This window comes from Shewanella sp. K8 (genome assembly GCF_028823715.1).
GTDB lineage: Bacteria > Pseudomonadota > Gammaproteobacteria > Enterobacterales > Shewanellaceae > Shewanella > Shewanella algae.
Genome location: NZ_JAPEHY010000004.1, coordinates 41089 through 67439, shown reverse-complemented (window position 1 = coordinate 67439; position 26351 = coordinate 41089). Strand labels below are relative to the sequence as shown.

Annotated in this window: 12 protein-coding genes and 1 CRISPR repeat array (1 of these 13 running past the window's edge); of the genes, 2 read left to right on the top strand and 10 right to left on the bottom strand. The window is 52.4% G+C overall.

The genetic code is table 11. The features are described 5' to 3' along the window. Window positions 1-2: 2 nt before the first annotated feature. From ON072_RS03430 to ON072_RS03385, 10 genes are all read right to left on the bottom strand, one after another. Window positions 3-3164, bottom strand: coding sequence for a type I restriction endonuclease subunit R (locus ON072_RS03430; protein WP_274625962.1), 3162 nt, complete (start codon window positions 3162-3164; stop codon window positions 3-5). Further along, a complete protein-coding gene (locus ON072_RS03425) occupies window positions 3161-3313 on the bottom strand; it encodes a hypothetical protein (RefSeq protein ID WP_274625961.1) in 153 nt (50 codons plus the stop codon). The genes ON072_RS03430 and ON072_RS03425 overlap by 4 nt, the downstream gene beginning before the upstream one ends. Window positions 3314-3325: 12 nt before the next feature. Further along, complete coding sequence (locus tag ON072_RS03420) at window positions 3326-4573, bottom strand: restriction endonuclease subunit S (protein ID WP_274625960.1); 1248 nt, start codon at window positions 4571-4573, stop codon at window positions 3326-3328. After that, window positions 4566-6290 (bottom strand): type I restriction-modification system subunit M, encoded by a 1725-nt coding sequence (locus tag ON072_RS03415; protein WP_274625959.1) that lies wholly within the window; start codon window positions 6288-6290, stop codon window positions 4566-4568. The genes ON072_RS03420 and ON072_RS03415 overlap by 8 nt, the downstream gene beginning before the upstream one ends. An 897-nt stretch (window positions 6291-7187) precedes the next feature. Continuing rightward, window positions 7188-7463: a hypothetical protein gene (locus ON072_RS03410; protein ID WP_181316330.1), complete on the bottom strand. Its 276-nt coding sequence runs from the start codon at window positions 7461-7463 to the stop codon at window positions 7188-7190. A 248-nt stretch (window positions 7464-7711) separates the two neighbouring features. After that, complete coding sequence (locus ON072_RS03405; RefSeq protein ID WP_107005241.1) at window positions 7712-8527, bottom strand: hypothetical protein; 816 nt, start codon at window positions 8525-8527, stop codon at window positions 7712-7714. Window positions 8528-8529: 2 nt separating this feature from the next. After that, window positions 8530-9873 (bottom strand): hypothetical protein, encoded by a 1344-nt coding sequence (locus ON072_RS03400; RefSeq protein ID WP_274625958.1) that lies wholly within the window; start codon window positions 9871-9873, stop codon window positions 8530-8532. Between the two features lie 360 nt (window positions 9874-10233). Then, a complete protein-coding gene (locus tag ON072_RS03395; RefSeq protein ID WP_107005243.1) occupies window positions 10234-10689 on the bottom strand; it encodes a helix-turn-helix transcriptional regulator in 456 nt (151 codons plus the stop codon). Then, a complete protein-coding gene (locus tag ON072_RS03390) occupies window positions 10686-12023 on the bottom strand; it encodes a type II toxin-antitoxin system HipA family toxin (protein ID WP_274625957.1) in 1338 nt (445 codons plus the stop codon). Before ON072_RS03390 ends, ON072_RS03395 begins: the two co-directional genes overlap by 4 nt. Before the next feature lie 161 nt (window positions 12024-12184). After that, complete coding sequence (locus ON072_RS03385) at window positions 12185-13396, bottom strand: tyrosine-type recombinase/integrase (protein ID WP_107005245.1); 1212 nt, start codon at window positions 13394-13396, stop codon at window positions 12185-12187. 619 nt (window positions 13397-14015) lie between these two features. Here ON072_RS03385 and ON072_RS03380 point away from each other — a divergent pair. Both ON072_RS03380 and pbpC read left to right on the top strand, forming a co-directional pair. After that, complete coding sequence (locus ON072_RS03380; RefSeq protein WP_274625956.1) at window positions 14016-19541, top strand: MG2 domain-containing protein; 5526 nt, start codon at window positions 14016-14018, stop codon at window positions 19539-19541. Beyond that, window positions 19538-21823, top strand: a complete 2286-nt coding sequence (pbpC, locus tag ON072_RS03375; protein WP_274625955.1) for a penicillin-binding protein 1C — start codon at window positions 19538-19540, stop codon at window positions 21821-21823. The genes ON072_RS03380 and pbpC overlap by 4 nt, the downstream gene beginning before the upstream one ends. Before the next feature lie 142 nt (window positions 21824-21965). Continuing rightward, a CRISPR array of direct repeats spans window positions 21966-26351; the repeat unit is 28 nt; unit sequence TTTCTAAGCTGCCTGGGCGGCAGGGAAC; it runs 323 nt beyond the window's last position.

The following is a 26351-nucleotide window of genomic DNA, read 5'->3' as shown; positions in this document are numbered from 1 at the left end:
CATCACTTATTGCCGAACTTGTGCTTAGCCAATTCGATAAAACGCTCTTGCAGAATCGCCACTAGCACCTTATCACCAAAGGATTGATCCATAACTACGCGCTTGATGTTTTTCTTCATACGCTTCACTTCATCGTCTTTTTTGAAGAAGTCGACTATCTGAGTCGCTTCATCAAACATCTGCACCAGCTCTTGAGTTGTCGCCTTAATCTCTTCATGTAGCTGCTCGTCGATCACTTCACCGTCTCTAGCCTTAGCTACTTCAACCATCATAATGTTGTAAAAGGCAAATTCGGTTTCGCTCAGACCAACCTCTTGCGCCGCTTGCTTATGCGCCGCACTAAGGTCGTCCGTCATTTCCAGCAACAGCTCCAGCTGACGTTCCCAATTACCGGCGGTTTTTTCAATAATGTCTCGGAGCCGCAAGCTCAGCGAACGGTAATACTCGGGGTCATCGTCTAGCTTGATATTGATATGGTGCTTCAGCGCGCTCTCGATTTCAGAGGCTTTGGATTCGGCCGATTTTTTCTTGAGCACGTGCTCTTTAAAGTTGGCCGCCAGTAAATCAATCGGTGGGATTTTCGGATCAACCCCAGTGCTCAATATGTGCTCGTCCACCAGCTGGCGTACTTTCTCGCCGACATCGATCAAATCCATACCATCATCGTGATACTGGTTACGCGCCGCATGATGCACCTTGCCCCAGAGCTTCATATCAGGGATATACGGCTTAGCAGAGACATCCGGCAGAATCACGTTGAGTTGCTTGGCAAAACGCTTATAGGCGACTTCAAATTGCGCCCGCACTGCATCGTCTTTTAGCGCCAACACATAGTCATCAATATCATCGCTGGTTACGCCTTTGAAGAACGCCTTAACTCGCCGATGTGCGTCTTCCAGCTTGGGCAGTTCATCTTTCAGACTTTGATAAGTGCCTTCAACGTCATCACTGCTAAACAGCTCCAGCGCTTCTGTGAGATAACTAGCCAAGCCATAGTAGTCCACCACATAGCCGCACTCTTTGCCCTTATAGTTACGGTTAACCCGCGCAATGGCCTGCATCAGCGTATGGTCTTGTAGCTTGCGGTCGATATACATCACCTGCGCAATCGGCGCATCAAAGCCCGTTAACAGCATGTCCTTCACAATCAAAAAGGCGGTGTTATCAAACTTACGTTGTTTCTCGTCCGTGCCCGGTGCATCTGTGCCAAATGGCTTCTTGAAGTTAGCAATAACCTTCTTCTGATGTACCTTGTCCGTGTATTGAGCGATATATTGCGGGTCGTTATGATCGCCGGAAATAATCACTTCTGATGGCGGTGCACCGAGCTCGTCCAAGGTCTTTTTAAAGACGGTAGCCGCATGGCGACTGCCCACCACTATCATAGCCTTAAAGCCATCAGGCCGAACGCGCTCACGGTAATGCTTTAATAGGTCGATACACACCCAGCGAATACGCGCAGGGGCTTCACGCACGGCGCGCTCAACGCCATATTTACGCTTAATCTCCTGCTGCTCTTCTTTGGTGTATTCGCCAAAATACTCTTCAAACAGCGCATCAAGCGACTCACCCGCCACGGCGGTTTTCACCTCACGGCCTTCATACAACAGCCTTACTGTGGCACCGTCCTCTACCGCCTCATTGATCTTGTACTTATCAATGTAGCCACCAAAGGCGGTATCCATCTTTTGGGTTTTAAGGAGTGGCGTGCCCGTAAAACCAATTTTAGGGGCGTTAGGTAACGCGGCATTAATCGTGGTTGCTAGGCCGCCAAATTGGGTTCGGTGCGCTTCATCAGCCAGCACAATAATCTTGTCAGAGGTATTAAGGTCAACAAAGCTATTGTCGCCCTGCTGCTCAGCTTCCTTTTCGGCGTCTTGGAACTTCTGCACCATGGTTGTTACAAGGTCTGAGCTGTCTTTTTTCAACAGATCACGCAACGAGGCCACAGAGTCAGCGTTGTAAACGGTTTCACCTTGCGCACCTTGGAAGGTGGTTGAGAGCTGTTCATCCAGCTGGGTTCTATCGGTCACGAACACCAGCTTGTATTGCTTAAGCTCTGGGTCGTGGCGCATTTTGACCGCCAGCATCACCATGGTCAGCGATTTCCCACTCCCCTGGGTATGCCACACCACGCCCGACTTCTCTTTACGGGTTTGGCCGGTTTTGAGCCGTTTAATCACCTTGTTTACGGCGCGGAACTGTTGATAGCGCGCAACCTTCTTAATCAAGCGGCCATCATCCGGCTCAAACAGAATGAAGTTGCGCACGATATCGAGAAAGTTCTCTGGGCTAAACATACCGGCCAATAAGCGCTGCTGCGCCGTCACCTTGGCCACTTGGTAATCGGCTGCTGGCTCGGCCACTTGCTTCAGTTCATCATCAGCGGCGTCAATCGTGGCAACAGGCAACTCGACATCGAGCTTATTGGCGAGCGGCAGCACATTATCGCTATCCTGCTGGGCAATATCTGCATCAGTCAGTGGGTAAGCGTCTTTCCAATCGCCATAGTATTGTGCGGGTGAGCTAATCGTACCGACTCGCGCCAGATCACGGCAGGTTGAGACCATCAGTTGGTTGTACCAAAACAGCTTTTCAGCCCCTTCAAACTGCTCGGGATGACGCTGATTTGCGTAACGGCGAAGTTGGTCGATGCCGTGATAAATAGGCGTGGAAATATAAGGCGATTTACACTCAATCACTGCCAACGGCAGGCCGTTAACGAAGCACACGATATCGGGGATAATGGTTTGATTGGGGCCTTCAACCTTAAACTGGTTGGTACAGATAAACTCGTTGTTGTCGATGTTATCAAAGTCCACCAGCTTAACGGTTTGGCCTTTTTTGCCTTTGCCAAGGTCTTGCTCAACTGACAGATAACCCACCATGGTTTGATAAAAGCCGTGGTTATACTCCATCAATCCCGTGCACTGCGGGTGCGTGACCTCACGGACAACCTTGCGTAAGTTCTCTTCATTGATCCACGGGTTAATGCGCTCAATCGCCTGAGTTAAGCGTTTAACCAATACCACATCGCGCAAGTAATCACGCTCTTGGTTGCTGTGCTCTGGTGCCAGCATTTTACCGGGAACGTAACGCCAACCTAGCTGGTGGAGCTGTGCAATGGTTGGGCGTTCTACCTTGTCGAATTCGTCGTTACTCATAATGCTCCCCCATGCGCGATAACAACGCGACCAAACACCGCCGCCGTCATCAGGTCTTCCCGTCCCTTGAATACCTCACGCCAGCTTATCGACTGGCCTTTGTCGCCGTCTATTCGCCCCGCTTTTCCATGGATAATGGCCTGTAACATTGCTCGTCCTTGCTAGTCGATGGCTACCCGCACCTTGCCTGTTAATAGATCCTGCATGAGGGCTTTTTTCGTATCTTTAAGTTTTGACAACTTATTTTCTGTCAATTCTAGTTTTCGAAAAACACTATCAAAAATATCTACTAACTTTTGCTGCTCTATGAGCGAAGGAACCCCAACCAACATTTTGTCTACAACGGTTATGTAAATATGCTTGATGGTTGAACCACCAGCATTCTCTAACATCTCTTGCTGATACCGGGGTGAAGCAAGTAGATAGAGAAGAAACTTGGGGATTACTCGCTCATTTGGTGTAAGAACCGCAACAGATTGATTGATGCAGCAATTACTGTCACTTACTAAAGCAACACGCCCCAATGTTCCATCTTTGGTCAACAATATATCATTGACCTGTGGGCGACTTTTACGAGTAAGCAAATTATCAAAAGCTTCTTGGGTAGTTTTACGCGCCGTACTGTACTGAACCTTAAGGTCATTAACATCTTTGGCCGTGATCATATACGGGCCGACTTCAGCCTCTGGCATTGGGTTTGTAAACCCATAAGATATAAATGTTGTGAAATTTGCGAGAGGCTCTAAATCCCACACCTTCGGAATCCGGCCGACAGGGGAATCCTTAAACTCGGTGTGTGGCTTGCCATCGACGCCGACGCCTTGGGTCAACAGCTCCTGCATCATGCCCGTTTTCAGGTCTTTGAGCTTGTCGATTTGCGCCTGTGTCTTCTCAATCACCTCATCCACAGAGGTCAGGATCTTGGCGATTTTTTGTTGTTCGGGGAGCGGGGGGAGAAGTACTTTTAGCCCCTTTATTGTTGTTGCTGATATTTCTAAAAAAGTACTCCCTGCCGCGAGATTTTCTAGCTTAGGTTTTAACCAAGATATCTGCTGATAAAGATACTCATTAAACACTTCTTCATTACATTGAAAGGACTGAAATCCCTGATTTGTTGTTAATGGAACAGTCGTAATTGCGGTGTAACCTATACTAGCCCTACTCGTCATCAGAACTGTTCCAATCGGATGCAACTTAGCTGAGCTCTTACTTAACCCTATAGTCGTTATATGTTCTTTAGTGTTGCCTAAATAGCGTCCTTTAAGCTTTGTAATTTCAGAGGGGGAAACCCAAGGTATATCCCCGCCCCAATATTCCGACTTAGCTCGTTCGGGAGTACCGCCACCTACCACGTTGCTGATATCTGATATCTTTTTAATTGACCACCCTTCAGGAACCTGATTACTCATACCCCAGCTCCTTGAGATAACTCTGCATCACGCTCTCGGCAGTAGCGACCTCATCATCCAGCTGCTTGAGTGACACTTGGTATTTATCCCACCAGCGCTCTAACTGGCTGATGATGGCGGGGGTAGCATCCTTGGCAAACTCGCGGATCTGCTCTTTGGTGCTGATATCGGTGCGGAACTGATAGTAACCCTCAGATTTCAGGGTAAACACGCGGCTGACATCGAAGCCTTGCAGGATCTCTTCTTGAATATATTCGTCTTCGACCTCGCGCACAGGCACACCACCATGGAGGATGGCGCGCACATCAAAGATCTCTGCTGGTGGCGCGGTATCGGCGTAACGGCGAATATTGAGGTTGTAGTCGTTATCGGCAATTTCTCTAATTTCAACCACTTGCGCGTAACGCTTGATGTTTTGATAGTTGTCAAAGGTGGTGACGATTTTCTCTATATCTTGCGGGCGCAGTTTGTTTTGGTTTTTGCCCTCTTCATACTCCAGCTCACCATTGATAAACAGCACCTTGCCTTTACGATCACGCGTTTTATTTTTATTGATGATCAGCAAGCAAGCGGGAATGCCTGTGCCGTAGAACAAGCCAGATGGCAAGCCAATGACGGCTTCGAGCAAGTCGTCTTCTAGAATGCCTTTACGAATCGCCTTTTCGCTGGAACCACGGAACAACACCCCATGGGGCATCACCACACCGACCATACCTTCGGCATTGGTGCTGGCAATCATATGCTGCACAAAGGCTAAGTCGCCGGCATCTTTCGGCGGCGTACCATAAGGGAAACGACCAAAGCCGTCGTTATCGCATTCGTCTTTACCCCACTTAGCCAGTGAAAATGGCGGGTTGGCAATCACCCGGTCAAAACGCATCAGCTCACCGCCTTCGGTGTGCTTAGGCTCGCGCAGGGTATCGCCCTTACGAATATCGGCACTGAGCACGCCATGCAGGAACATGTTCATCTTACAGATGGCCCAAGTATTCAGGTTCATCTCTTGGCCGAACAGCGACAGGTTAGCAGGGTTCTCACCATGGGCGGCGAGGTAGTTACGGGTTTGCACCAACATACCGCCAGAGCCGGAGGTTGGGTCGTAGATACGCATACCCGCTTTAGGCTTGAGTAAGGCCACCAGCAAAGAGACCACTTCGCTTGGGGTGTAAAACTCACCGCCCTTTTTGCCCGCGCTATCGGCAAACATTTTAATCAGGTATTCGTAGGCAGTGCCGAGCAAGTCAGGCCGCTCAAAGTCTTCATTACGCAGGCGGTGTTTGCTGAAGTGCGACAGTAAGTCACGCAGCTTTTTATCTGACAGCTTGTTTTTGATGTTGAAGTCGATAGTGACCAACACGCCTTCAAGGCTGCCGTTGTACTCTTCAATCGCTTCGGTGGCTTTATTGAGCGTTGCACCGATATCGTGTTTTAAGTCTTTCAACGCTGACCAACGGGCGCTTTTAGGCACGAAGAAGGTTTTATCGTATTCGTCTTCATCTTGCGCCAGCGCCTCGGCTTGCTCTTTGGTTTTGCCTTTACCGAGGTAATACTGCACCACGCCTTCTTGCGCCTCTTCAAAGGCGTCAGACAAGCGTTTTAAAAACATCATGCCGAAGATGTAGTCTTTGTACTCTGAGGCGTCCATATTGCCGCGCAGGATATCAGCGGCTTCCCACAGGAAGGATTCAAGCTGTTGGAGAGTGAGTTTCTGGGTCATTAATCAATACAACCTTAAAATGATTCTGAGCGTATCTTAACATCAACATGTCAGTAGACTGGAATGTACCACAGTGCGTTCACACCTTCGCACGCCAATGGTCACAAATGACGCCATCAAGGAAGGGAGTCAATAACTGGCTAAATTAATTGGTTATTTATGTCCTCATCATCTATGCCTCGTTGGCGCAGTATGTTGGCAATAGGGTCGTGCTTTGCTTATGGTTAACGGCGATTCGATAACTTATTCACCCCACGTTGCGCTACGTTAACTTACCTGCAAATCCTCATCATAAAAACGAGTGGAGGGCAGACAGCCCTCCCCAATATGGTTTAACTGTATTTGGCTTTTTGTCTTATTTCTGAGGCCTTAGGCCCGCATATTTTGCGCTGATGACCACACAAATAACATGAGCAGGGACAAGGTGTTGTGACACATATACCTAAAGCCTTAACAGAATTACCTGCAACGCTCCCCCAATAGCGTTTACGCACACACTGCAAACGTTGTTGATGATGACGCCTTAAGGCACGAGACATATCTTTCATTGAATAAACTCCGATTGGCATTACCTAAATCGGGCGGCCACTCCTTCGAGTGACCGCCACAGCCTGTATCGAGATTCTGTTAACTTATTCATACTGTTATCCCTTAGATCCAATGGCTATGTTTGGCCATTTTTCTTTCGATTTCTGAGGCTGTTGGAGAGGAATAAAGCCTCATACTCAATGAGCATAACGTTTCCCTGGCCTCCAGGTATTAGCTGGGTCACTTTTCTATGTTTAGTGTCGTGCCACCTTCTTCGCCGTAACGGGTGCCATGGTGCCAAGTGGCCAAGTTGCGTTTAATACCACCCTCAAAGCTCTGCTTGCCCTTGAGCGCTCATCAGCCTATGAGTCAATCACCGACTAGCTGCCATTTGCCACTCTGGGCTTCTTCCTGTGACAACAAAACCTTATCATGGGTTTCGAATGCCTTTTGCTCAAAATTGGCCTTCTGATTAATCATTTTCTTTTCGCCGGATATAGTTAGGGTTTGTCTAACCTCACCATCACAAATCAGGTTGAGTTTCTTGCCAATAACATCAAAATCCTTCTCATAACCGGCGCAAGCCAAGATTGTAACTCCTCCCGGTAGTTCAAATTTTTCCTGAACATTCATTTTCATCTTCACAGCGAACACCTTTCCATATTTAAGACTATGGCATTGACGATTTTTTCAGCGCCCCATAACTGGCTCAGCAAGTACGCAAGATTGAAAGTGAATACAGTGACCTTTCACCGAATTTAAGACCATGACATTGACGAAATTTCAAATACACTGGGGGGCAATGGAGACCTCTACATGAAAAACGATATACCAACAACAAAAGCGGGTAGTTAACATCAATCTGAATTTAACATTGATATTAACTGTACTACTCAGTCCCGAACCGACTTGCTCCACACCAGTCCTTGGGGGATGAATGGGTCAACGACCGGCTGCTCCATTCCAGCATGGATCCCCAAGTTGGTCAGCGCAACAGCAAACTCGGCATAATGGCCACGAACAGTGCCGCTTTCTTCGCCGTAACGGGCGCCATGGTGCCAAATGGCCAAGTTGCGTTTAATACCATCTTCAAAGCTCAGCGCATCTTTGTGAATGATCCCCCACAGCGCCAGATGCAGGGTAAAGTAATTGCTGCGGAAGGTAATTTTTTTGCTGGGCTTGGCGGTGTATTCATCCAGACGTTTTTGGCAATGGGCACTGGCTTTATCATGGTCGCCGTTAAACCAGGCTTTTAGCGCATGCACCAAATCATCTGCAGTATCCGGTTTGGGGTTGCCGGGAAAGTGCCCTTCCGGGTACAGCAAGCAGGCTTCTTTGGCGATAGCCAGCTCACCGGCGGCCATGGCATAGTTGAAACAACTGGCGACATTGATAGCTTGATTTCCTCGAGACACCTTTTCGCCGATAAACTCCGGGTCTTGGGGAGCAAAAGCCATTTTAAGTGGTCGTAACTGATACTCAGCGGCTTTTTTGAAAGCGGCCTTGGCTTCATCAAATTTTTGGTTCAATGCGTAGGACATAGCCAGACTGGCATAGTCAAAACCACGGCCCCAGTAATAACCTTCTTTCTTAGAATCTTGATAAAAGCCAGCTTCATCCAATGCCTTGGCTCGAGCAATGGTTTCCAAATCGATTTCTAGTTCACTGGCAAGCTGCTCTGCCGAGAGTTGCGGGATTTTTTTTGTCATGGTTATTTGTTTCCTTTCAATGCTTTTAATCCATCGGCAAAGGTGCTCTTGACCGTATCAAATTCAGGGATGGTGAACTCTTGCTTCGCCCCGTCTTTAGGCGGCAGCAGGTTACCTTTATCGTCTTGCCAAAAATAACGCACCTGACCGCTTTCAGTGTTGGTGAATATCGCCAGGTGATTCTTCTCACCATTCTTGTCAAGGATGCTTTGCCACAGCGCCTGCTCTTTTTGTTGATAGGGACCGCCCTTACGGTTGGATGCTTGACCGACTTTGGGGGCTTTTCTCTTCATCCTTCTTGCCCAGCGCTTGTTTTTGTCATCGGATCCTTGTCGCTCTCCAAATTGATTGCGGCTGAGGCTAGTACTATCGCTGTTGTAACCTTTGTGCTCAATCTCAACCAGACCGCGCTTTTTACAATCCATCATATTGTCGCAGCCGTGATAACGGTGGATAAAGCCCTCATTTTGCTTTAGTCCCAAGTCCTTGTATACCTGCTCGGCACCATATTGTCCCAGGGCTTCACTCAGGGCATTAGGGGATTTGGTGTTGATTTGGGATAGGATTTTACCGGCTTCTTCTTTGAACTCGGCCAAGTCAGTGACAAGCTTCTTGCGATTGGTGGCAGCCTCAAGCACCAATAGTGCGGCTTCATAACCAACAAACGATTGTACTGCTTCCGCTCCGGCCAACTCATTATCCGCAAGTAGCAGAGTTGGATTACCCCGATAGCGTTCCCCTAATTCTTCCGGAGTCAGGATTTGGCCTGTCGCTTCATCTTTGGCTTGAATGATCCCTTTATCGGCCAGCCACTCGGCTTGTGATGCGCGTTGCTCGTCAATGTAATCATTAATGACCTGTTTAGCACCGCCCATCATGGCGTTAATAGCTTTGGTTATCCCGGTTTCTTTCAGCTCGGCCGGGGCTTCCAGTGCTGGGGTGATGTAGGGCTCTACAATGGGCTCAGAGGCTTTGGAATAGTTGCCATGCCCGAACTGAGGCCGGGGAGGTAAACGCTTGACGCGTTCCCTGAAAGTGGTCGATACAAAAGGGCTTATATCACCGAAAAACAGAATAGTGTCAAATCCATCTTCCCAGTCTCCCAATAGAAGAAAATCGCCAGAATCCAACCGCCAAGAGAGCCGCTCAACGATAGACTCAATTTGGTGTACCCCCTGGAAATATGTGATACCAGAATCTCGTAGGAAGGTATCAATACCAAAGACGGTTTCATAAAATCCCGGACGACGGCTCAGATATTCGCGGATATATTTGGCCGCCTTATCCGGTTTGACGATTTTGGGTATATCTTCCTGGTAAGCGTCACGGAAATGCACTATTCGCATGCTTCGACTCCTTGAGCATTTATCTTTCTTCCCTGACCCGTTTGACATGCCAAATCGGGAGAATCATTCCGCATACTAAAGCCTGCAAGCTCATTAGGCGATAGTTTTGGCGACGAATACGAAAATTCTCACATCATTGGGCGAATGGTGAGCTAGACGACGATAACCTGAATTTGGTGGCGGCTCATGACCATGCACAGTGAACCTAGCTGGAGCAATCAGGCCCATTTAAAGGCTATGCAGTAGCTGGATGCTAACGACCGCTTCGATAACGATTGAACAAGGGAACCACCGGGTAATCGAGAAAAAATACAGTATGATACTGTATTTACTCTCCCCACAAAGGCACAACCATAGTCGCTATTTGATGCCGGTAGAGATAGGCACAATCCCCACTCTCAGGCCAAAGGGTTTAAACAATCGGTCGAGAATATCAGTCTTATAGCTCCCCCGATCGTTCTCAACATCAGAGAGGGTCTTGCGTGACACTTTAGCCAAATTTGCATACTCGTCTTGGGTTAGGCCTAAAACCTCAATACGTAAAGTTTTAAGAGCTTGCCCTTGAGTAAGTTCTCCGCGTAATAGCCTTTGGGTAACGCCTTCGATGGCCTTACGTCTCTCAACAGTACTCACCCTCCCGCTATGCTTGGAAGCGCGTTGGGGAGGGGGAGCTTGCTTTGCGTGAGTCTCTTCAGCGTCTAGTGAGAGCTGATATTGTGACGCTTCAATTACAACGTCACCAGCTTGCCGACGATTAGCTCTAAGACGAGCAATAGCCTCTTTAGCAGACTCAAGGGTAGATGTTTTATCACTCATACCAATCCCCACCTTGTTAGCTTGTCTTCGATATAAGTAAAGCCAATCGCAGGCATATCGATAATCCGTTCCGGTACACCACGCGCAATTAAGCGCTGCTTCAAGTTAAAACATTGCTGGGCGGAGAGCTTTAATGCTGCCATTAACTCTTGAGCAGGCACCAAATCGGCCAACGAATCGGCAATACCTTGAAAGTCATACTCACCCCCAACTTCGAGCGGTGCTTGCCACTTTGTGGTTCTGGCTACCCCTTCAGGATCAGCCTTCATTGGTGCAAAGTCATAGACAGGGGCAAGCTTTATCCAACCATCACCTTTAAGAAATGCGGTATTACGCCCGTGGTTATCGCTGTTACCAAATAGGATATTGAGTAAGTCTCTCTGAACCCACTCAAGCACAAAAGCCTGAATATCAAACTGATAACCTTGCTCTAAGACCATATGGCTATGAGTGATCTTGTGGACGAGCGTTCTTATGGTTTGCTCATGATCTAAGGTAACTCCGGCAGCTTTACCCAGTATCGAGTAAACCGATTCCATCGCGTAACGCTGCTGGCCGAGTTCATTGAAATAAATATCAAAACGCGGCAGCCACAATGATGGATAGGAATGGCCCTCCTCGAGTCGCATATTGGCCGTTGGAATAGTCTCAAAGCCCATTTCTGCCAACTCGTGGTAATAGTGGTACTCTGCTCGCAAGATGTCACAATCAACGGGTGAACGTGAGCCTCTTGGGTATTTCACCAAATAATGCAGGTCTCGGTTTTGTTGGTCGTCCTGATAGCTATCAATCCAGATGTTTTGCTCATCGTCACAACGTAACAGCAACTTGGGCGCTTCCCCGCCAGCTCCTGTTGCACCACCAGCAGCAGCGCCTCGGTATTGTGCGTAATCCAGAAAATCAGCCGCGCGATTTTTAACGTCATCCACGGTGAATGTCAGCCTGTCAGCAATGACTGAGCGCTCAGGCAATGATTCCTTGACCCGTAAATTACCTACCGGCGCGATAGTGCCAAACTTTAACAGGATAAAATTTTGCTCATCTAAGCTCAGATCTGCGATATCGAGATACTTAAGCCAGTAGCGGCGACTTGCACCGCTAGGCATGATGTCATCGAGGAAACAAAGCCACCCCGGCTCATCAAAAAACAGGCTGACAGGGTGGTTTATCGAAACGGCATGCATGTCGTCTTTATTGAGCTCTGCCAGGGCATAATCTTGCTCGTAATCTAATGAAGTAAGCCGATAATGACCTTGTTCGCTGTTTGGAAAAGAGAGCTTTGCAATATCTATCCATTGGCTATTGATAAAAGCCTGAATGGTTAAATGTTCCATGAGCGCTCCTAAAGACATTATGAGTAACTAAGTACTCATTAAATCCAAAAAAAGACAGATAATGAGTAACTAATTACTCAAATTCTACTTTAGCCTAGAAGATATACAAAGCTTTTATAAGCAATAAACAACAATAAGCTTAAATCAATAGACAAATGCCATTAAGCGAATGCCCGATACCCTTCCCATGAGGCGGGCGTGATTGTGCTTACCCAGAGATCCAGCGCGGCACGCTTTTCGTTCATGTACTGACTGCGGTTATAGATCCCCTCAACCCCACTTATCGTGTGTCCCAAGAGGTGTTCAACCACATGAGGCAATATACCAAGGTCATTCAAACGAGTTGCCAAGGTGCGTCGTAAATCATGCAGAGTCCACTTTTCATCATGGTCTAGACGCTTCCAAATATTGCTACCTAACATACTGACAGCCTCCGGTTTCTTCAATTCACCAAGCAAGTAGCCACTCTTCTGGTTTTTAGCTTTAAGCTGTAACAACCACGGACGCAATGCGTCAGGGATGGGGCGAAGGATGATTTCTGAGTTTTTACTGTTATCACGTGGAATAGTCCAAAGCCCTTTATCAAAGTCCCACTCATCCCATGTTGATAAACGGACTTCTTGCGTTCGAGCACCAAAGACCAGCAACAACCAGATCAAATCAGCGTAATAGCGATTGCACTTACGTGTTTGGATAAAAGCGATCAAGTCGTTGAGCTCAACCTCAGATAACACCCGGTCTTTCTTACGTTGCTTGGCACCCACATCAGGAATTGTCAAATCTTCAAGCTCACGACTAACCGCGTATCGTCTTACTCGACAAAACCTTAAAGCTTGCTTGGCATTCTGGAAGACATAGCCAGCAGCAACTGGCGCCGGACGTTGTTTACGCTTTGGTACACCACGACGTATGCGGTCAAAACATTCTAGCCAATGTCTGGTTTCTGTTTGCTCCAGCGGCAAATGGCCAATGTAGGGATAAATATGCTTTTCAAACTGAGCTCGATGGCGAGCGGCATTGACACGATTATCATTAGCATAGTTAACAAACCAATAATCGATGGCCTCTTGAACGGTTACAGGTTGTAAAGTGGCTTGTCGTTCAACCTGTCGTTGGAGTTTTGGGTCGTACCCGTCGGCCAACCACATACGACATTGCATAGCGATGTCCCTAGCTTTCACTAACGAAATTTCCGGGTAATCACCTAAATCTATTCGCTTATTCTTACCATCAACCTTATAGCGAAACTGCCAACGAATTTTTCCTTGCAACGAGACTCGAGCACCCAGCCCTTCACCATCAGAAAGGGTCTTAATACTCTCCTGAGGTTTATTCAAAAGAACCTTCAAATGTTTGTCGTATAACTTGCCCATGTCGACCTCTTTTTCTGGGGTACATGAAGCAATTCCATGTACCCCCACATGTACCCCGAGTTAACCATAAGAACCAAAACAACTCAATACAAACATGAACAAGAAAAGAAATAAAATAACATAAATTCAATAGGTTAAACATGCAACCCAGGACAACAAAAAACGTGCCAAAACGTCGTTTTATATCATACGGCATGAACTGATAACCAGTTCGCTAGATGCTGTAACTAAAAAGGTTTACCCATAAAACGGTAAGCCTTTTTTGTTTTACCCTCCATAAAGACACTATATTGTTGATCGCCACCGACTTATCAAAGTAACACGGATAAAAATCAGCCCGATTGTTGTACCATGGAGTCTCAGTTGCAGAGGCGATATCGAATAAGGCATCACAGCATCGGCCCGGTCTGATTGACATCGGCGACTGACATCTTTAAAACGTCACCCAACTTGGCGATAGCGCTACGAGACACAGCAAGGACATGGACTGATGAGACAGCTTATAGGAAATTTCTTCTCGGTAGTTTGGCGAGTTCTCGCTGCCGTTTTTGGCCACTGGCAAGCTCCGCCCTGGATGCATTGGTGCATAAAGCATCCCTTTAAAGCCTTGGGAAGCCTAATGCTGCTATCTGTACTGACTGTGCTTTGCTGGGGCGGCTGGTATTGGTACCAGAATTTACCCAAGCCCTATACCCTGCACTATACGCTCAAGGCGCCGCGGCTGACCGATTACCACCAGGCCAAACCTCAGGTCGCTCCCTTGACCCTGACCTTCAGTGGTTCGGTCGCGCCTTTGGATGTCATAGGCAAACCTGTCTCCAAGGGCGTCAGTCTCAGCCCCCAACTCGCCGGACAGTGGCGCTGGGCCAGTGACAAACATCTGCAATTTACTCCGGATAACGACTGGCCGATTGCGGAAAAGTTCGCGGTCAGCCTGGATAAGAAACAACTGCTGGCAGACCATATCTTACTGGATAAATACCAGAGCGAATTCAGCACAGCCGCCTTCACGGCCACCATCTCTGAGGGGCGCCTGTACCAGGATCCGGCCCAGCCGAGTATTCAAAAGCTGGTCGCCACCCTGGCCTTCAGCCACCCGGTGGACACGGCTTCGGTCAAACCTCAACTGGCGATATTGCTGAGCCCCGGCTTGACCTACAGTGGCAATGGCGACACCGAAGTCACCTTCGATGACAAGCATCTGTTCGCTTACATACATTCTCCTGCGCTCGCCACGCCACTGGAGCAGAGCACTGTAACCCTGGAAGTCAGCAAAGGGATCCAGGCGGCCAGCGGCGGCAACAAGGCCGGCAAGAGCCAATGGCAAGTAGAGGTTCCCGGCCGTTATCAGCTGAGCTTTAAACAGGCTCAGGTCAACTTCGCCTACAACGACAAGGATGAACCCGAGCCGGTACTGACAATGGAAAGCTCACGTCCGGTCAACGACGAAGCGCTTCAAGGCAAGGTACATGCCTGGTTGCTGCCAGTGAAAAATCCCAAGGGAAGCCGTCACTGGTATCAGGAAAATGTCACCGAACAGGTACTGGCCAAGGCCGACAAGCTGACCTTGACCCAGATCCCCGGTGCCGAAGGCCTCAACCAGTTGCACAGCTTCAAGCTGAAAGCTCCGGTCGATCGCTACGTGGCGGTAATGGTGGATAAGGAAGTCGAGGGCCAAGGGGGTTATCTGTCCCGCGATGCCGTGCTGACTGTGCTGCGAATGCCGCAATATCCCAAGGCGCTCAACTTCCTCGGCGAAGGCTCCTTGCTGACTCTGGACGACGATCAACGCCTCGGCTATTTGGCCCGTGGGGTGCAAAAGGTGCAGATTGAGGTCGCCCAGCTACTGCCTGATCAGCTCAATGCCCTGATAGATCAAAGCTCGGGCAGCTTTGCCGAGCCCTACCTCAACAACACAGATTTCGACCGTTTGGTTACCCGTCAGGTGTTCAAGCAACAGCTTGCCGGGCGCGATCCCAGCAAGACGCTCTACGGCAGCGTCGACCTCAAGCCCTTCTTCAAGGACAAGCGCGGCATCTTTGTGGTCAAGCTGACTCCGGCCGATGAAAGAGACAGCCAAACCTTCGACTATTACCAAACCGAGGCCCACGATCTGCGCTTTGTGGTCGTGACAGATCTGGGCATACTCGCCAAACGTAGCCGTGATGGCAGCCAAGATCTGTTCGTGCAATCCCTCGGTAAGGGGACTCCGGTGGCCGGCGCCCGGGTGGCCGTCATCGGCCGCAACGGTTTGCCGGTAGCCGAGGCTTTAACAGATGAACGCGGTCACGCAAGCTTTGCCAAGCTTGGCGATCTGCGCCGGGAAAAGACCCCGCTCTACTATCGGGTCGAAAAAGATGGCGATCTCTCCTTCTTGCCGCTGGCTGATTGGCGTCGCCAGCTCAATCTGTCCCGTTTCGATACCGGCGGCAGCTATGAGAGCGACGATCCCGGCGCCCTGAGAGCCTACCTCTTCACCGACCGCGGGCTGTATCGCCCCGGTGAGACGGCCCATATCGCCAGTTTGGTGCGGGGGCAGGACTGGAGTACCGCCCTGGGTGGCCTGCCGGTGAAAATGCAGATCACCGACCCCCGCGGGGTAACCGTGCTGGATCGCACCTTCAAACTCGATGGCAGCGGCTTTGACACCCTGGACTTCAGCGCCGGCGAAACCGCGGTTGCCGGTGACTATCTCGCCACTCTGTCCCTCATCAAAGACAGATACCGCCTCACGCGTCTCGGTGATGTCACCTTCAAGGTGCGTGACTTCGAGCCGGATCGCATCAAGGTGCGAGTCTATTTGGGCACCGACTTGGGCACCGACAAGCAGTTTGAAGGCTGGCGCAAACCGCAGCAACTCAAGGCCGAGGTCTTGGCCGAGCAACTCTTCGGTGGCCCGGCGAGCGATCGCCGAGTCAGCGGCGAGATGGTGCTGTCACCAACCGATATCAGCTTCAAAGCCTGGCCCGGCTATCGCTTTGGGGTATTGGGCAAGCTCAAGGAATCGTTCCGCGAAGACTTGAGCGAAACCACCACAGACGGCGAAGGCAAGGTCAGCCTGGACTTAGCGCTGGACCGCTTTGCCGGCAGCACTTACAAGCTGCACTTGCTGGCTCGGGTATTTGAAGCCGGTTCAGGCCACGGTGTCAGCGCCCAAAACCAGCTACTGGTATCCGATGCCGACTGGTTACTGGGCTACAAGAGCGATGGCGATCTGGACTTCATCAGCAAAGACGGCAAGCGTGTGCTCAACCTGCAAGCCGTTGGCCAGGACCTTCAAGGTGTGGTTACCGAGCTCAAAGTCGAGCGTATCGCCCGGCGCTGGGTGTCTGTGTTGGTGAAACAGAATGACGGCACCTACCGCTATGAATCGCGCCGCAAAGACAAACTGCTGGGCAGCACTGCCCTGAGTCTGGCCGCAAGCGGGGGCCAATTGGAACTCGACACCAGGGAGCCGGGTGACTACCGCCTGCGACTGCTGGATGAAAACGGCCGCCAGTTGAACCAAATAGATTACAGCGTTGCCGGCAGCGGCAACGCCAGTCGCACGCTGGAGCGCAACGCCGAGCTGGAACTGACGCTAAACAAGGCAGAATATCTGCCGGGTGAAAGCATTCAGGTAGCGATTCAGGCCCCTTACAGCGGCGCCGGACTCATCACCATAGAGAGAGACAAGGTTTACGCCTTCAAATGGTTCAAGGCCGACAGCACCCGTTCGTTGCAGAGCATTACCCTGCCGCAAGGCATTGAGGGCAATGCCTATATCAATGTGCAGTTCCTGCGGGCACCGGACTCGGAAGAAGTCTTTATGAGCCCGCTGTCCTATGCCGTGAAACCCTTTAAGGTGGATCTCGGGGAGCGACGTCAGGCCATCGCCCTGAGCCTGCCGGAAAAGGTTAAACCCGGGACGCAACTGGATATCGACCTCAAGCTGCCAAGCAAAGCCAGAGTCGTGGTATTCGGGGTTGATGCCGGTATTTTGCAGGTGGCCCGCTATGAAACGCCGGATCCACTGGCGCACTTCTTCGACAAGAAGGCTCTCAGCGTAGATTCGAGCCAAATTCTCGACCTGCTGCTGCCGGATCTCAAGGTGCTGATGCGCCAGGCCGCCCCCGGAGGTGACGCCGCAGCGCTGCTGGCAGCCAACCTCAACCCCTTCAAGCGCAAGCGCGCCAAGCCTGTGGTCTACTGGTCGGGTATTCGTGAGTTGGCCGCCGGAGAGCAGCGGCTGCAATATACAGTGCCCGATAGCTTCAACGGCAGTATCCGCTTCTTTGCCGTCAGTGCCACCGAGAGCGGCATAGGCACCAGCGAGGCCAGTGTCGCGGTCAAGGCGCCTGTGGTGATGAGCCCCAATGTGCCGGCTTTCCTGGCACCCGGCGACAGCGCCGATGTGACTGTGGGACTCTATAACACAGAAGCCGAGGCGCAGGATGTTACCCTGACCCTCAGCCTGAGCGGCGCCCTTCGCAGCGACTTGCAACCGCAGCAATTCCATATCGAACCGGGCCGTGAAACCACGGCGCACTTTGCCGTCAAGGCAGGCGAAAATCTGGGTCAAGGGGAGCTCCACTGGAAGCTCGCCACCAGCGAAGGCGAGCTCAAGATCAGTGAGAGCATCTCGGTACGGCCGTTAACGCCCCACCGTTTGACCCTGGCCACGGCTGTGCTCGACCGCGCCGAAGCCAAGCTCCAACTTGACCGTCAGCTGTTTACGCCGTTCAGCAAGGTGGAAGCGGCCCTCGGCAACAGCCCGCTGGTTTGGGCTCAGGGGCTGAGCCACTATCTGGACAACTATCCTCACGCCTGTACCGAGCAGTTGGTATCCAAAGCCGTACCGGCGCTGCTGCTGGGCAAGCCCCAGGATAATCTCAATGACTTTAACCAACTCATTGGCCAGTTGCGTAGCCGCCAGAACAGCAGCGGCGGCTTCGGTCTCTGGGCCGCCAACCCGATAGTCGAGCCTATGGTGGCCTTGTATGTGGTAGACATGCTGCTGGACGCCAAGGCCCAGGGTTACCCCGTGCCCCAGGATCTACTGGACAAGGCCAACAGCTATCTATCGAGCGTGAGCTCCGGCCCCAGCAGCGGCCTGGATGAGCTGCGCGAGCGTGCCTATGGCGCGTATCTGCTGGCCCGCCAGGGGGTGCAGGTGAGCGGCGCCCTGGCCGACATCCGCGAGCGTTTGCAGCGCTACTATCCCAAGGATTGGCAAGCAGACATCGCCAGTGCCTGGCTGGCCGCCAGCTTTACCCTGATGCAGCAGCAACAATTGGCCGAGCCGCTGTGGCAAGCGCAGGAGTGGCAGCTGCTTGAGGATAAGCCCCAGCGCCTCGGCCTCTACCTGGATCCCATGGTGCACGATGCCCAGCTGCTGACACTCATCGCCCGTCAGGCGCCACAGCGCCTGGATGACCTGCCGGAACAGTTGCTGCCGCGCATGGGCCAGTGGCTCAGCGAGCAGCGTTACAGCTCGCTGTCTGCCGGTACTCTGGTGCGGGCGCTGACCGCTCTGGATAACTCCCGCGGCGATCAGGGGCTGGCCATGCAAGCCTTGGTCGATAAGGCCTGGCAGGCACTGAGTCTACCCAAGGCTAAGCTGCCCCTCGGCAGTGAAGAGGTGAAATACCAGAAAACCGGCACTAATGATGCCTTCTATCTTCTCAGCCAGCAGGGATTTGACCAAAGCCCGGCCAAGCCTTTCAGCCAGGGGCTGGAGGTGAGCCGCGACTATCTGACCCTGGAGCAGCAACCTCTTGGCAAGGTCAAGGTCGGGGATGAATTCCTGGTCAGGCTGCGGCTGCGCGCCACAGATATGGACAAGTTGCAGCAGGTGGTAGTAATAGATCTGCTGCCCGGCGGCGTGGAGCCGGTTTATCGTGACAAGGATGACAGCTTCGATGGCTGGCAGCCGCCTGTGGGGATGGCTCAGCACAGCGACTGGTCGCCACAGTGGCTCAATGTACGTGAAGACCGCCTGGTGCTCTACGGTACCGCCTGGCGCGATGCCAAAACCTTTGTCTACAAGGTACGGGCCACCAATGTCGGCCAGTTCCAGGTGCCGCCCGCCTACGCCGAGGGGCTGTATGATCCCCTGGTTCAGGCTCAGGGCCCAAGTGGTGAGTTGGTGATCGAAGCGCCATGAAACGCCGCTATTTGTGCCTGCTGGCCCTGGCAGCCTTGCTGCTGGGGCTGAGACTCTGGCCGGCACAACCTTTTTCAAAGCTGGCGCCCAGCTCCCGCATGGTGTTGGCCGCCGATGGCAGTCTGCTGCGGCTGACGCTGGCCAGTGATGGCCAGTATCGGCTCTGGCAACCCCTGGAAGGGGTTTCAGACAACATGGTGCAAGCCATCTTGCTCAAGGAAGACCGCTATTTTTACTTCCACCCCGGCATCAACCCGGCGGCCACCGCCAGGGCGATAGTCGCTACCTATCTTAAGGATGATCGCCAGGGCGCTTCGACCCTGACCATGCAGCTGGCCCGGCGGGTTTACAACATCAACAGCCGCCAGGTTGCCGGGAAATTGCAGCAGATGCTGGCGGCGCTCTGGTTGGAGCTGCGTTACTCCAAGCATGATATTCTTGAGGCCTATCTCAATCTGGCGCCCATGGGCGGCAATATTGAAGGTGTTGGCGCTGCCAGCCGCATCTACTTTCATAAAGACGCCGGTGAACTTTCACTCAGTGAAGCCCTCAGCCTGGCGGTCATGCCGCAAAGCCCGGCGCGCCGCGCCCGCTTCGGTGCCGACTTTCAGGATGCCCGCGACCGTCTGGCGTTGCTCTGGCAACAAAGCTATCGCGACGATCCCCGCAACAACGGCCTGTTGACCCTCACCGCCATCGGCCATGACCGCACTGAGCTGCCATTTCTGGCGCCGCACTTCAGCCGCCGCCTGCTGCGGGATAATAGTGACACCCTAATTCACAGCACCCTGGACATCAGCCTGCAGACCTTGCTGGAGCGGCGCCTTGGGCTGTATATCGAAAGCCAGCGCCATCTGGGGGTCAAGAATGCCGCCGCAATCTTGGTGGACAGCCGCGATCAGAGCATCAAGGCCTGGATAGGCTCGGCAGACTTCTTCGATACCGATATCCAAGGGCAGGTGGACGGCGTCACCGCCCGCCGCTCGCCGGGCTCAACCCTGAAACCATTTCTGTTTGGCCTGGGCATAGATCAGGGGCTTATACACCCGCTGAGCATACTCAAGGATGCGCCCACCGCCTTTGGCAGTTTCCAACCGGAGAACTTTGACCACAGGTTTACCGGCCCCATCAGCGCCCACGACGCCCTGGTCAAGAGCCGCAATCTGCCGGCCGTGTGGCTGGCAGGACAAGTGAACCAACCCAATCTCTACGGCTTTCTGCGCCAGGCCGGCATTCAGGGGCTCAGGGGTGAAAGTCATTATGGTTTATCCCTCGCGCTGGGCGGCGGCGAGCTGACCATGGCGGAGCTGGCGCGGCTGTACCTGATGCTGGCGAGCCAGGGCCATGACTACCCGCTGCGGGATCAACAAAGCCAGCCCATCAGCCCGCAAGGAAAGAGCTTGCTGAGCCCTGCCGCCGCCTTTATGGTGCGGGACATACTCAAGGACAACCCCCGCGCCGACGGCCTGCCCGGCAGCAACTGGACAGTGGCCTGGAAAACAGGCACCTCCTGGGGGTATCGCGATGCCTGGAGCGCCGGTATCACAGGCCCCTATGTGTTGGTGGTCTGGGTGGGTAACTTCGATGCCACCCCCAACCCGGCCTTTGTCGGCGTCCGTACCGCCGGGCCCCTGTTCTTCGCCCTCAGCGATGCCTTGCAGGGCGCGCTGCCCGGCACGGCCGACATGGCCAATACGCCACCGGATACGGTGAAAAAGGTAGCCTTCTGCGCCGCCTCCGGCGAGCTGCCCAACCCTTGGTGCCCCAAATTGGTCGATGGCTGGTATATCCCGGGAGTTTCCCCCATCAAGATCTCCAACTTGCATCGCCCCGTGTGGCTGGATAACAAAACCGGCGCCGCCGTCTGCCCGCCCTACGACTCGGCAATTCACCACCAGGAGGTGTTTGCCTTCTGGCCATCAGACTTGGCGGCCCTGTTCGAACAGGCAGGTTTACCCCGCAGGAGGCCGCCGGAGCTTCCGGTCGCCTGCAGCCAAAGAGTCGCGGTCAGCTACTCGGCCCCGCTTATCCGCTCCCCGTTGAAGGGCGTCACCTACAGCCTGCGCCAAAGCGTGGCGAATGAACACATCGCCCTCAAGGCCGACGCCGCCTCCGACAGCCAAATACTCTACTGGTTTGCCGGTAACAGCCTGCTCGGCCAGAGCCTGCCGGGCCAAACCCTGGAATGGCGCCCGCCCAGAGCAGGACGCTTCCAGTTATCGGTCAGCGACGACAAAGGCCGCAGCGCCAGCAGACTACTTCGAGTAGATATGCTGCCTTGAGCCGGGCCGCTATTTAGATCACCTCAGTTTCGGCCTCTTCAGCCCCACAAATGCAGGACGTTCGGATTTTGCTGGGGCCGAGTGATAAATCCCCGTTGTGGAGGGAGCACGGCAAGGTTCAAGGGTAATTCACCAGAAAACCTTTCTACGCTGCCTGAGCGGCAGTGAACTGTATTGAAAAAGGGATTTAAAATCCCTCGCTTTTCTAAGCTATCTAGGCGGCAGTGAACTGCGGTAGGCACCATAGTAGGGATGGAGTCGATTTCTAAGCTGCCTGGGCGGCAGTGAACACTGTCAGTTAATTGAACTGGAACCGTGTAGTTTTCTAAGCTGCCTGGGCGGCAGTGAACTCAGGATGCTCAACGGCGCCGGAACCCCAAACTTTCTAAGCTGCCTGGGCGGCAGTGAACTTTCTGCTGCAGTGTTCCTGGGGGAGATCTACTTTCTAAGCTGCCTGGGCGGCAGTGAACGATATCAGCAACATGCTGATTGTCGATACTCATTTCTAAGCTGCCTGGGCGGCAGTGAACTACTGATGAAGACAGAGCCAAGCGCATGGAATTTTCTAAGCTGCCTGGGCGGCAGTGAACCAAGTTCGGCTTAATCATCCCGGCCCTGCTGATTTCTAAGCTGCCTGGGCGGCAGGGAACGCTTCATTGAATGAGTCATTCCACGGTTCTTTTTTCTAAGCTGCCTGGGCGGCAGGGAACGTGACAACTGGAGCTGGCGTAACTACCACTTTTTTCTAAGCTGCCTGGGCGGCAGGGAACCCGTTGCATGGCGCCGTTCTGCCAGTTGGCCATTTCTAAGCTGCCTGGGCGGCAGGGAACAACAGGCTGTGTGCCGGAAGAAATGACCCAGTTTTCTAAGCTGCCTGGGCGGCAGGGAACGCTATGACCGCATTTGCGTTAGAAACCTGCATTTTCTAAGCTGCCTGGGCGGCAGGGAACCTACCCATGCGTTCCAGAAAACAATCACGACTTTTCTAAGCTGCCTGGGCGGCAGGGAACATGCAAGAGCCTGTCGCGCACTCTGGCGGACTTTTCTAAGCTGCCTGGGCGGCAGGGAACACCAAGTCGCGTAAAAGGCGGTATTGAATACTTTTCTAAGCTGCCTGGGCGGCAGGGAACATCAATTGTGGACTGTAGCACGATATCCAAACTTTCTAAGCTGCCTGGGCGGCAGGGAACGGTATACAGGAGTATTTGACATACCGTTGTTTTTTCTAAGCTGCCTGGGCGGCAGGGAACGATGTGAGTTATCTACGCTGGTGCCTGAAAACTTTCTAAGCTGCCTGGGCGGCAGGGAACAGCACCTTTTACAACTCAGTCAACGCCTTGAATTTCTAAGCTGCCTGGGCGGCAGGAAACAACAAGTTTTCTCGGTTGCCAGCTCTACGAATTTTCTAAGCTGCCTGGGCGGCAGGGAACGTAAAACAAACTTTTTCACCGGGAGGCTTAGGTTTCTAAGCTGCCTGGGCGGCAGGGAACAGTAAAACCCGCCACGGTCGCCCAACAAGCAATTTCTAAGCTGCCTGGGCGGCAGGGAACTACTGATTGATTGCATTGCGAATGAACCTGGCTTTCTAAGCTGCCTGGGCGGCAGGGAACTTCTTTTCTACCGGCTTGCCGCCTTTGGCTTTTTTCTAAGCTGCCTGGGCGGCAGGGAACCAAATGGAGGAAGCCCTCAGAACGCTGGAGAATTTCTAAGCTGCCTGGGCGGCAGGGAACCTTATGAGGCGGTTGAGCGCTCATTCTCTGCATTTCTAAGCTGCCTGGGCGGCAGGGAACATCATTGCAGATAAAATGCTATCTGATGAAAATTTCTAAGCTGCCTGGGCGGCAGGGAACTTGAGCCGCTTGATTTCCGCTTTCACGTAACTTTTCTAAGCTGCCTGGGCGGCAGGGAACGTAAAAAACCGCCCGGGCGGCGGTTTTTTGTCTTTCTAAGCTGCCTGGGCGGCAGGGAACCTGTCGAGTCTGATGGTCAAACCGATTGGGTCTTTCTAAGCTGCCTGGGCGGCAGGGAACGGCAGGGCAGAGCGACACATCTTCACCTAGACTTTCTAAGCTGCCTGGGCGGCAGGGAACGGTTACTTGGTATCATAATCAGAGCTACATGATTTCTAAGCTGCCTGGGCGGCAGGGAACTTTGGCGAGTGCTGACTCGGCAACATCTTCAGTTTCTAAGCTGCCTGGGCGGCAGGGAACAATAACGCGAAGCCAGCAAGCGACAGCGAGCATTTCTAAGCTGCCTGGGCGGCAGGGAACTATATTCTGGTGTCAATAGTAACGCCCAAAGATTTCTAAGCTGCCTGGGCGGCAGGGAACATTATCAAACCTAATGGCGCTATTGTTATGACTTTCTAAGCTGCCTGGGCGGCAGGGAACACTATCGTCGTGATATGGGTCTGCGCTCAGAATTTCTAAGCTGCCTGGGCGGCAGGGAACTATTATACCTTTCAGGGTATATTCTGACTGTCTTTCTAAGCTGCCTGGGCGGCAGGGAACTTGTACACGTTTAATCCACCGCCTGCACTTGTTTTCTAAGCTGCCTGGGCGGCAGGGAACCAATCGCACGGCCTGACTCCGGCCTGATTGACTTTCTAAGCTGCCTGGGCGGCAGGGAACGTGAAGTCTCTGTGCTTGTTGACCAGGGATTATTTCTAAGCTGCCTGGGCGGCAGGGAACATTTTCCAACATTGCAACATTAGCCTGTTATTTTTCTAAGCTGCCTGGGCGGCAGGGAACAAGGCAATTTTGCGCAACCTCCCACTGAAACGTTTCTAAGCTGCCTGGGCGGCAGGGAACGTCGAAGCCTAGCGCTGGTTGAAACTTTGATATTTCTAAGCTGCCTGGGCGGCAGGGAACTCATTTTCGTGCATGTTTCAGGTTGCGGCATATTTCTAAGCTGCCTGGGCGGCAGGGAACCTTTTTCATAAGTGTAGCTAGGGAATTCTGGATTTCTAAGCTGCCTGGGCGGCAGGGAACCGGATGAAACTTGGAAGTGTCTTGACTCTTATTTTCTAAGCTGCCTGGGCGGCAGGGAACTCACCCCGGCTCATGCCCAGGCTTTCACGCTTTTTCTAAGCTGCCTGGGCGGCAGGGAACTCGAACAGCAGCCAGCCTACACATTCCCTAATTTTCTAAGCTGCCTGGGCGGCAGGGAACATAAAAATCCTTATGTCACTTATCGGCATCAATTTCTAAGCTGCCTGGGCGGCAGGGAACAGATGCCTGAATGGATGAATCAGCCCAGGCAATTTCTAAGCTGCCTGGGCGGCAGGGAACGGGTTAAGCCGCGCAAGCCGAACATTGAGCCGTTTCTAAGCTGCCTGGGCGGCAGGGAACGCAGCGACCTTATTCCACTGCTTAAACTTCTTTTTCTAAGCTGCCTGGGCGGCAGGGAACAAGGATTTACCTTGGCTTGAAAGTCTTTATGATTTCTAAGCTGCCTGGGCGGCAGGGAACAATCAGACGGTCTAGGCGGTTGAGTCACGCGATTTCTAAGCTGCCTGGGCGGCAGGGAACGAGACCGAAGTGCTTAGGATATTGATTTTAAATTTCTAAGCTGCCTGGGCGGCAGGGAACTTTCAGTGGGTTGCGGGCTGGCGTTCCTTGTGTTTCTAAGCTGCCTGGGCGGCAGGGAACGTGGTTCACGCCCCGGCGCTGGCCGTCCAAAAGTTTCTAAGCTGCCTGGGCGGCAGGGAACAAACTGGTGCAGTTATTACTGCATCAACTGTCTTTCTAAGCTGCCTGGGCGGCAGGGAACATATCAAAAATCAATCGCCGGCTTCAAGTTTTTTTCTAAGCTGCCTGGGCGGCAGGGAACACCCGGGTCGATATTAACGAGTCATTCGAGCTTTTCTAAGCTGCCTGGGCGGCAGGGAACCTTCATAACCAATTAATACACCACAGCCTAACTTTCTAAGCTGCCTGGGCGGCAGGGAACTCTTTTTGGATGAAGAAAGGGACGCTGTTGATTTTCTAAGCTGCCTGGGCGGCAGGGAACGTCGCTAGTTGGCCGGGCGGCGTAGGTTAACATTTCTAAGCTGCCTGGGCGGCAGGGAACATATCCTCAGCCGGAATGTCGCAGATTTTACGTTTCTAAGCTGCCTGGGCGGCAGGGAACATGTAACCGCACTCGACACACGACTCGTCGGCTTTCTAAGCTGCCTGGGCGGCAGGGAACTGCTGTCCAGACGTTAAATTCCAGGATGTATTTTTCTAAGCTGCCTGGGCGGCAGGGAACCTGTACCCTTTAAACGCTGCCGCATCAATACATTTCTAAGCTGCCTGGGCGGCAGGGAACGTACCGTCTCGTTTGTGAATAATAGCGGATCATTTCTAAGCTGCCTGGGCGGCAGGGAACTCGTCGTAAATACGTAACGCCCTCTCCAAGTCTTTCTAAGCTGCCTGGGCGGCAGGGAACTTACACGTTCGGCCCGGCGTGCCCCGGCTGTGTTTCTAAGCTGCCTGGGCGGCAGGGAACGTATTCGACAATCTGTTCCGGCGTATAACCATTTTCT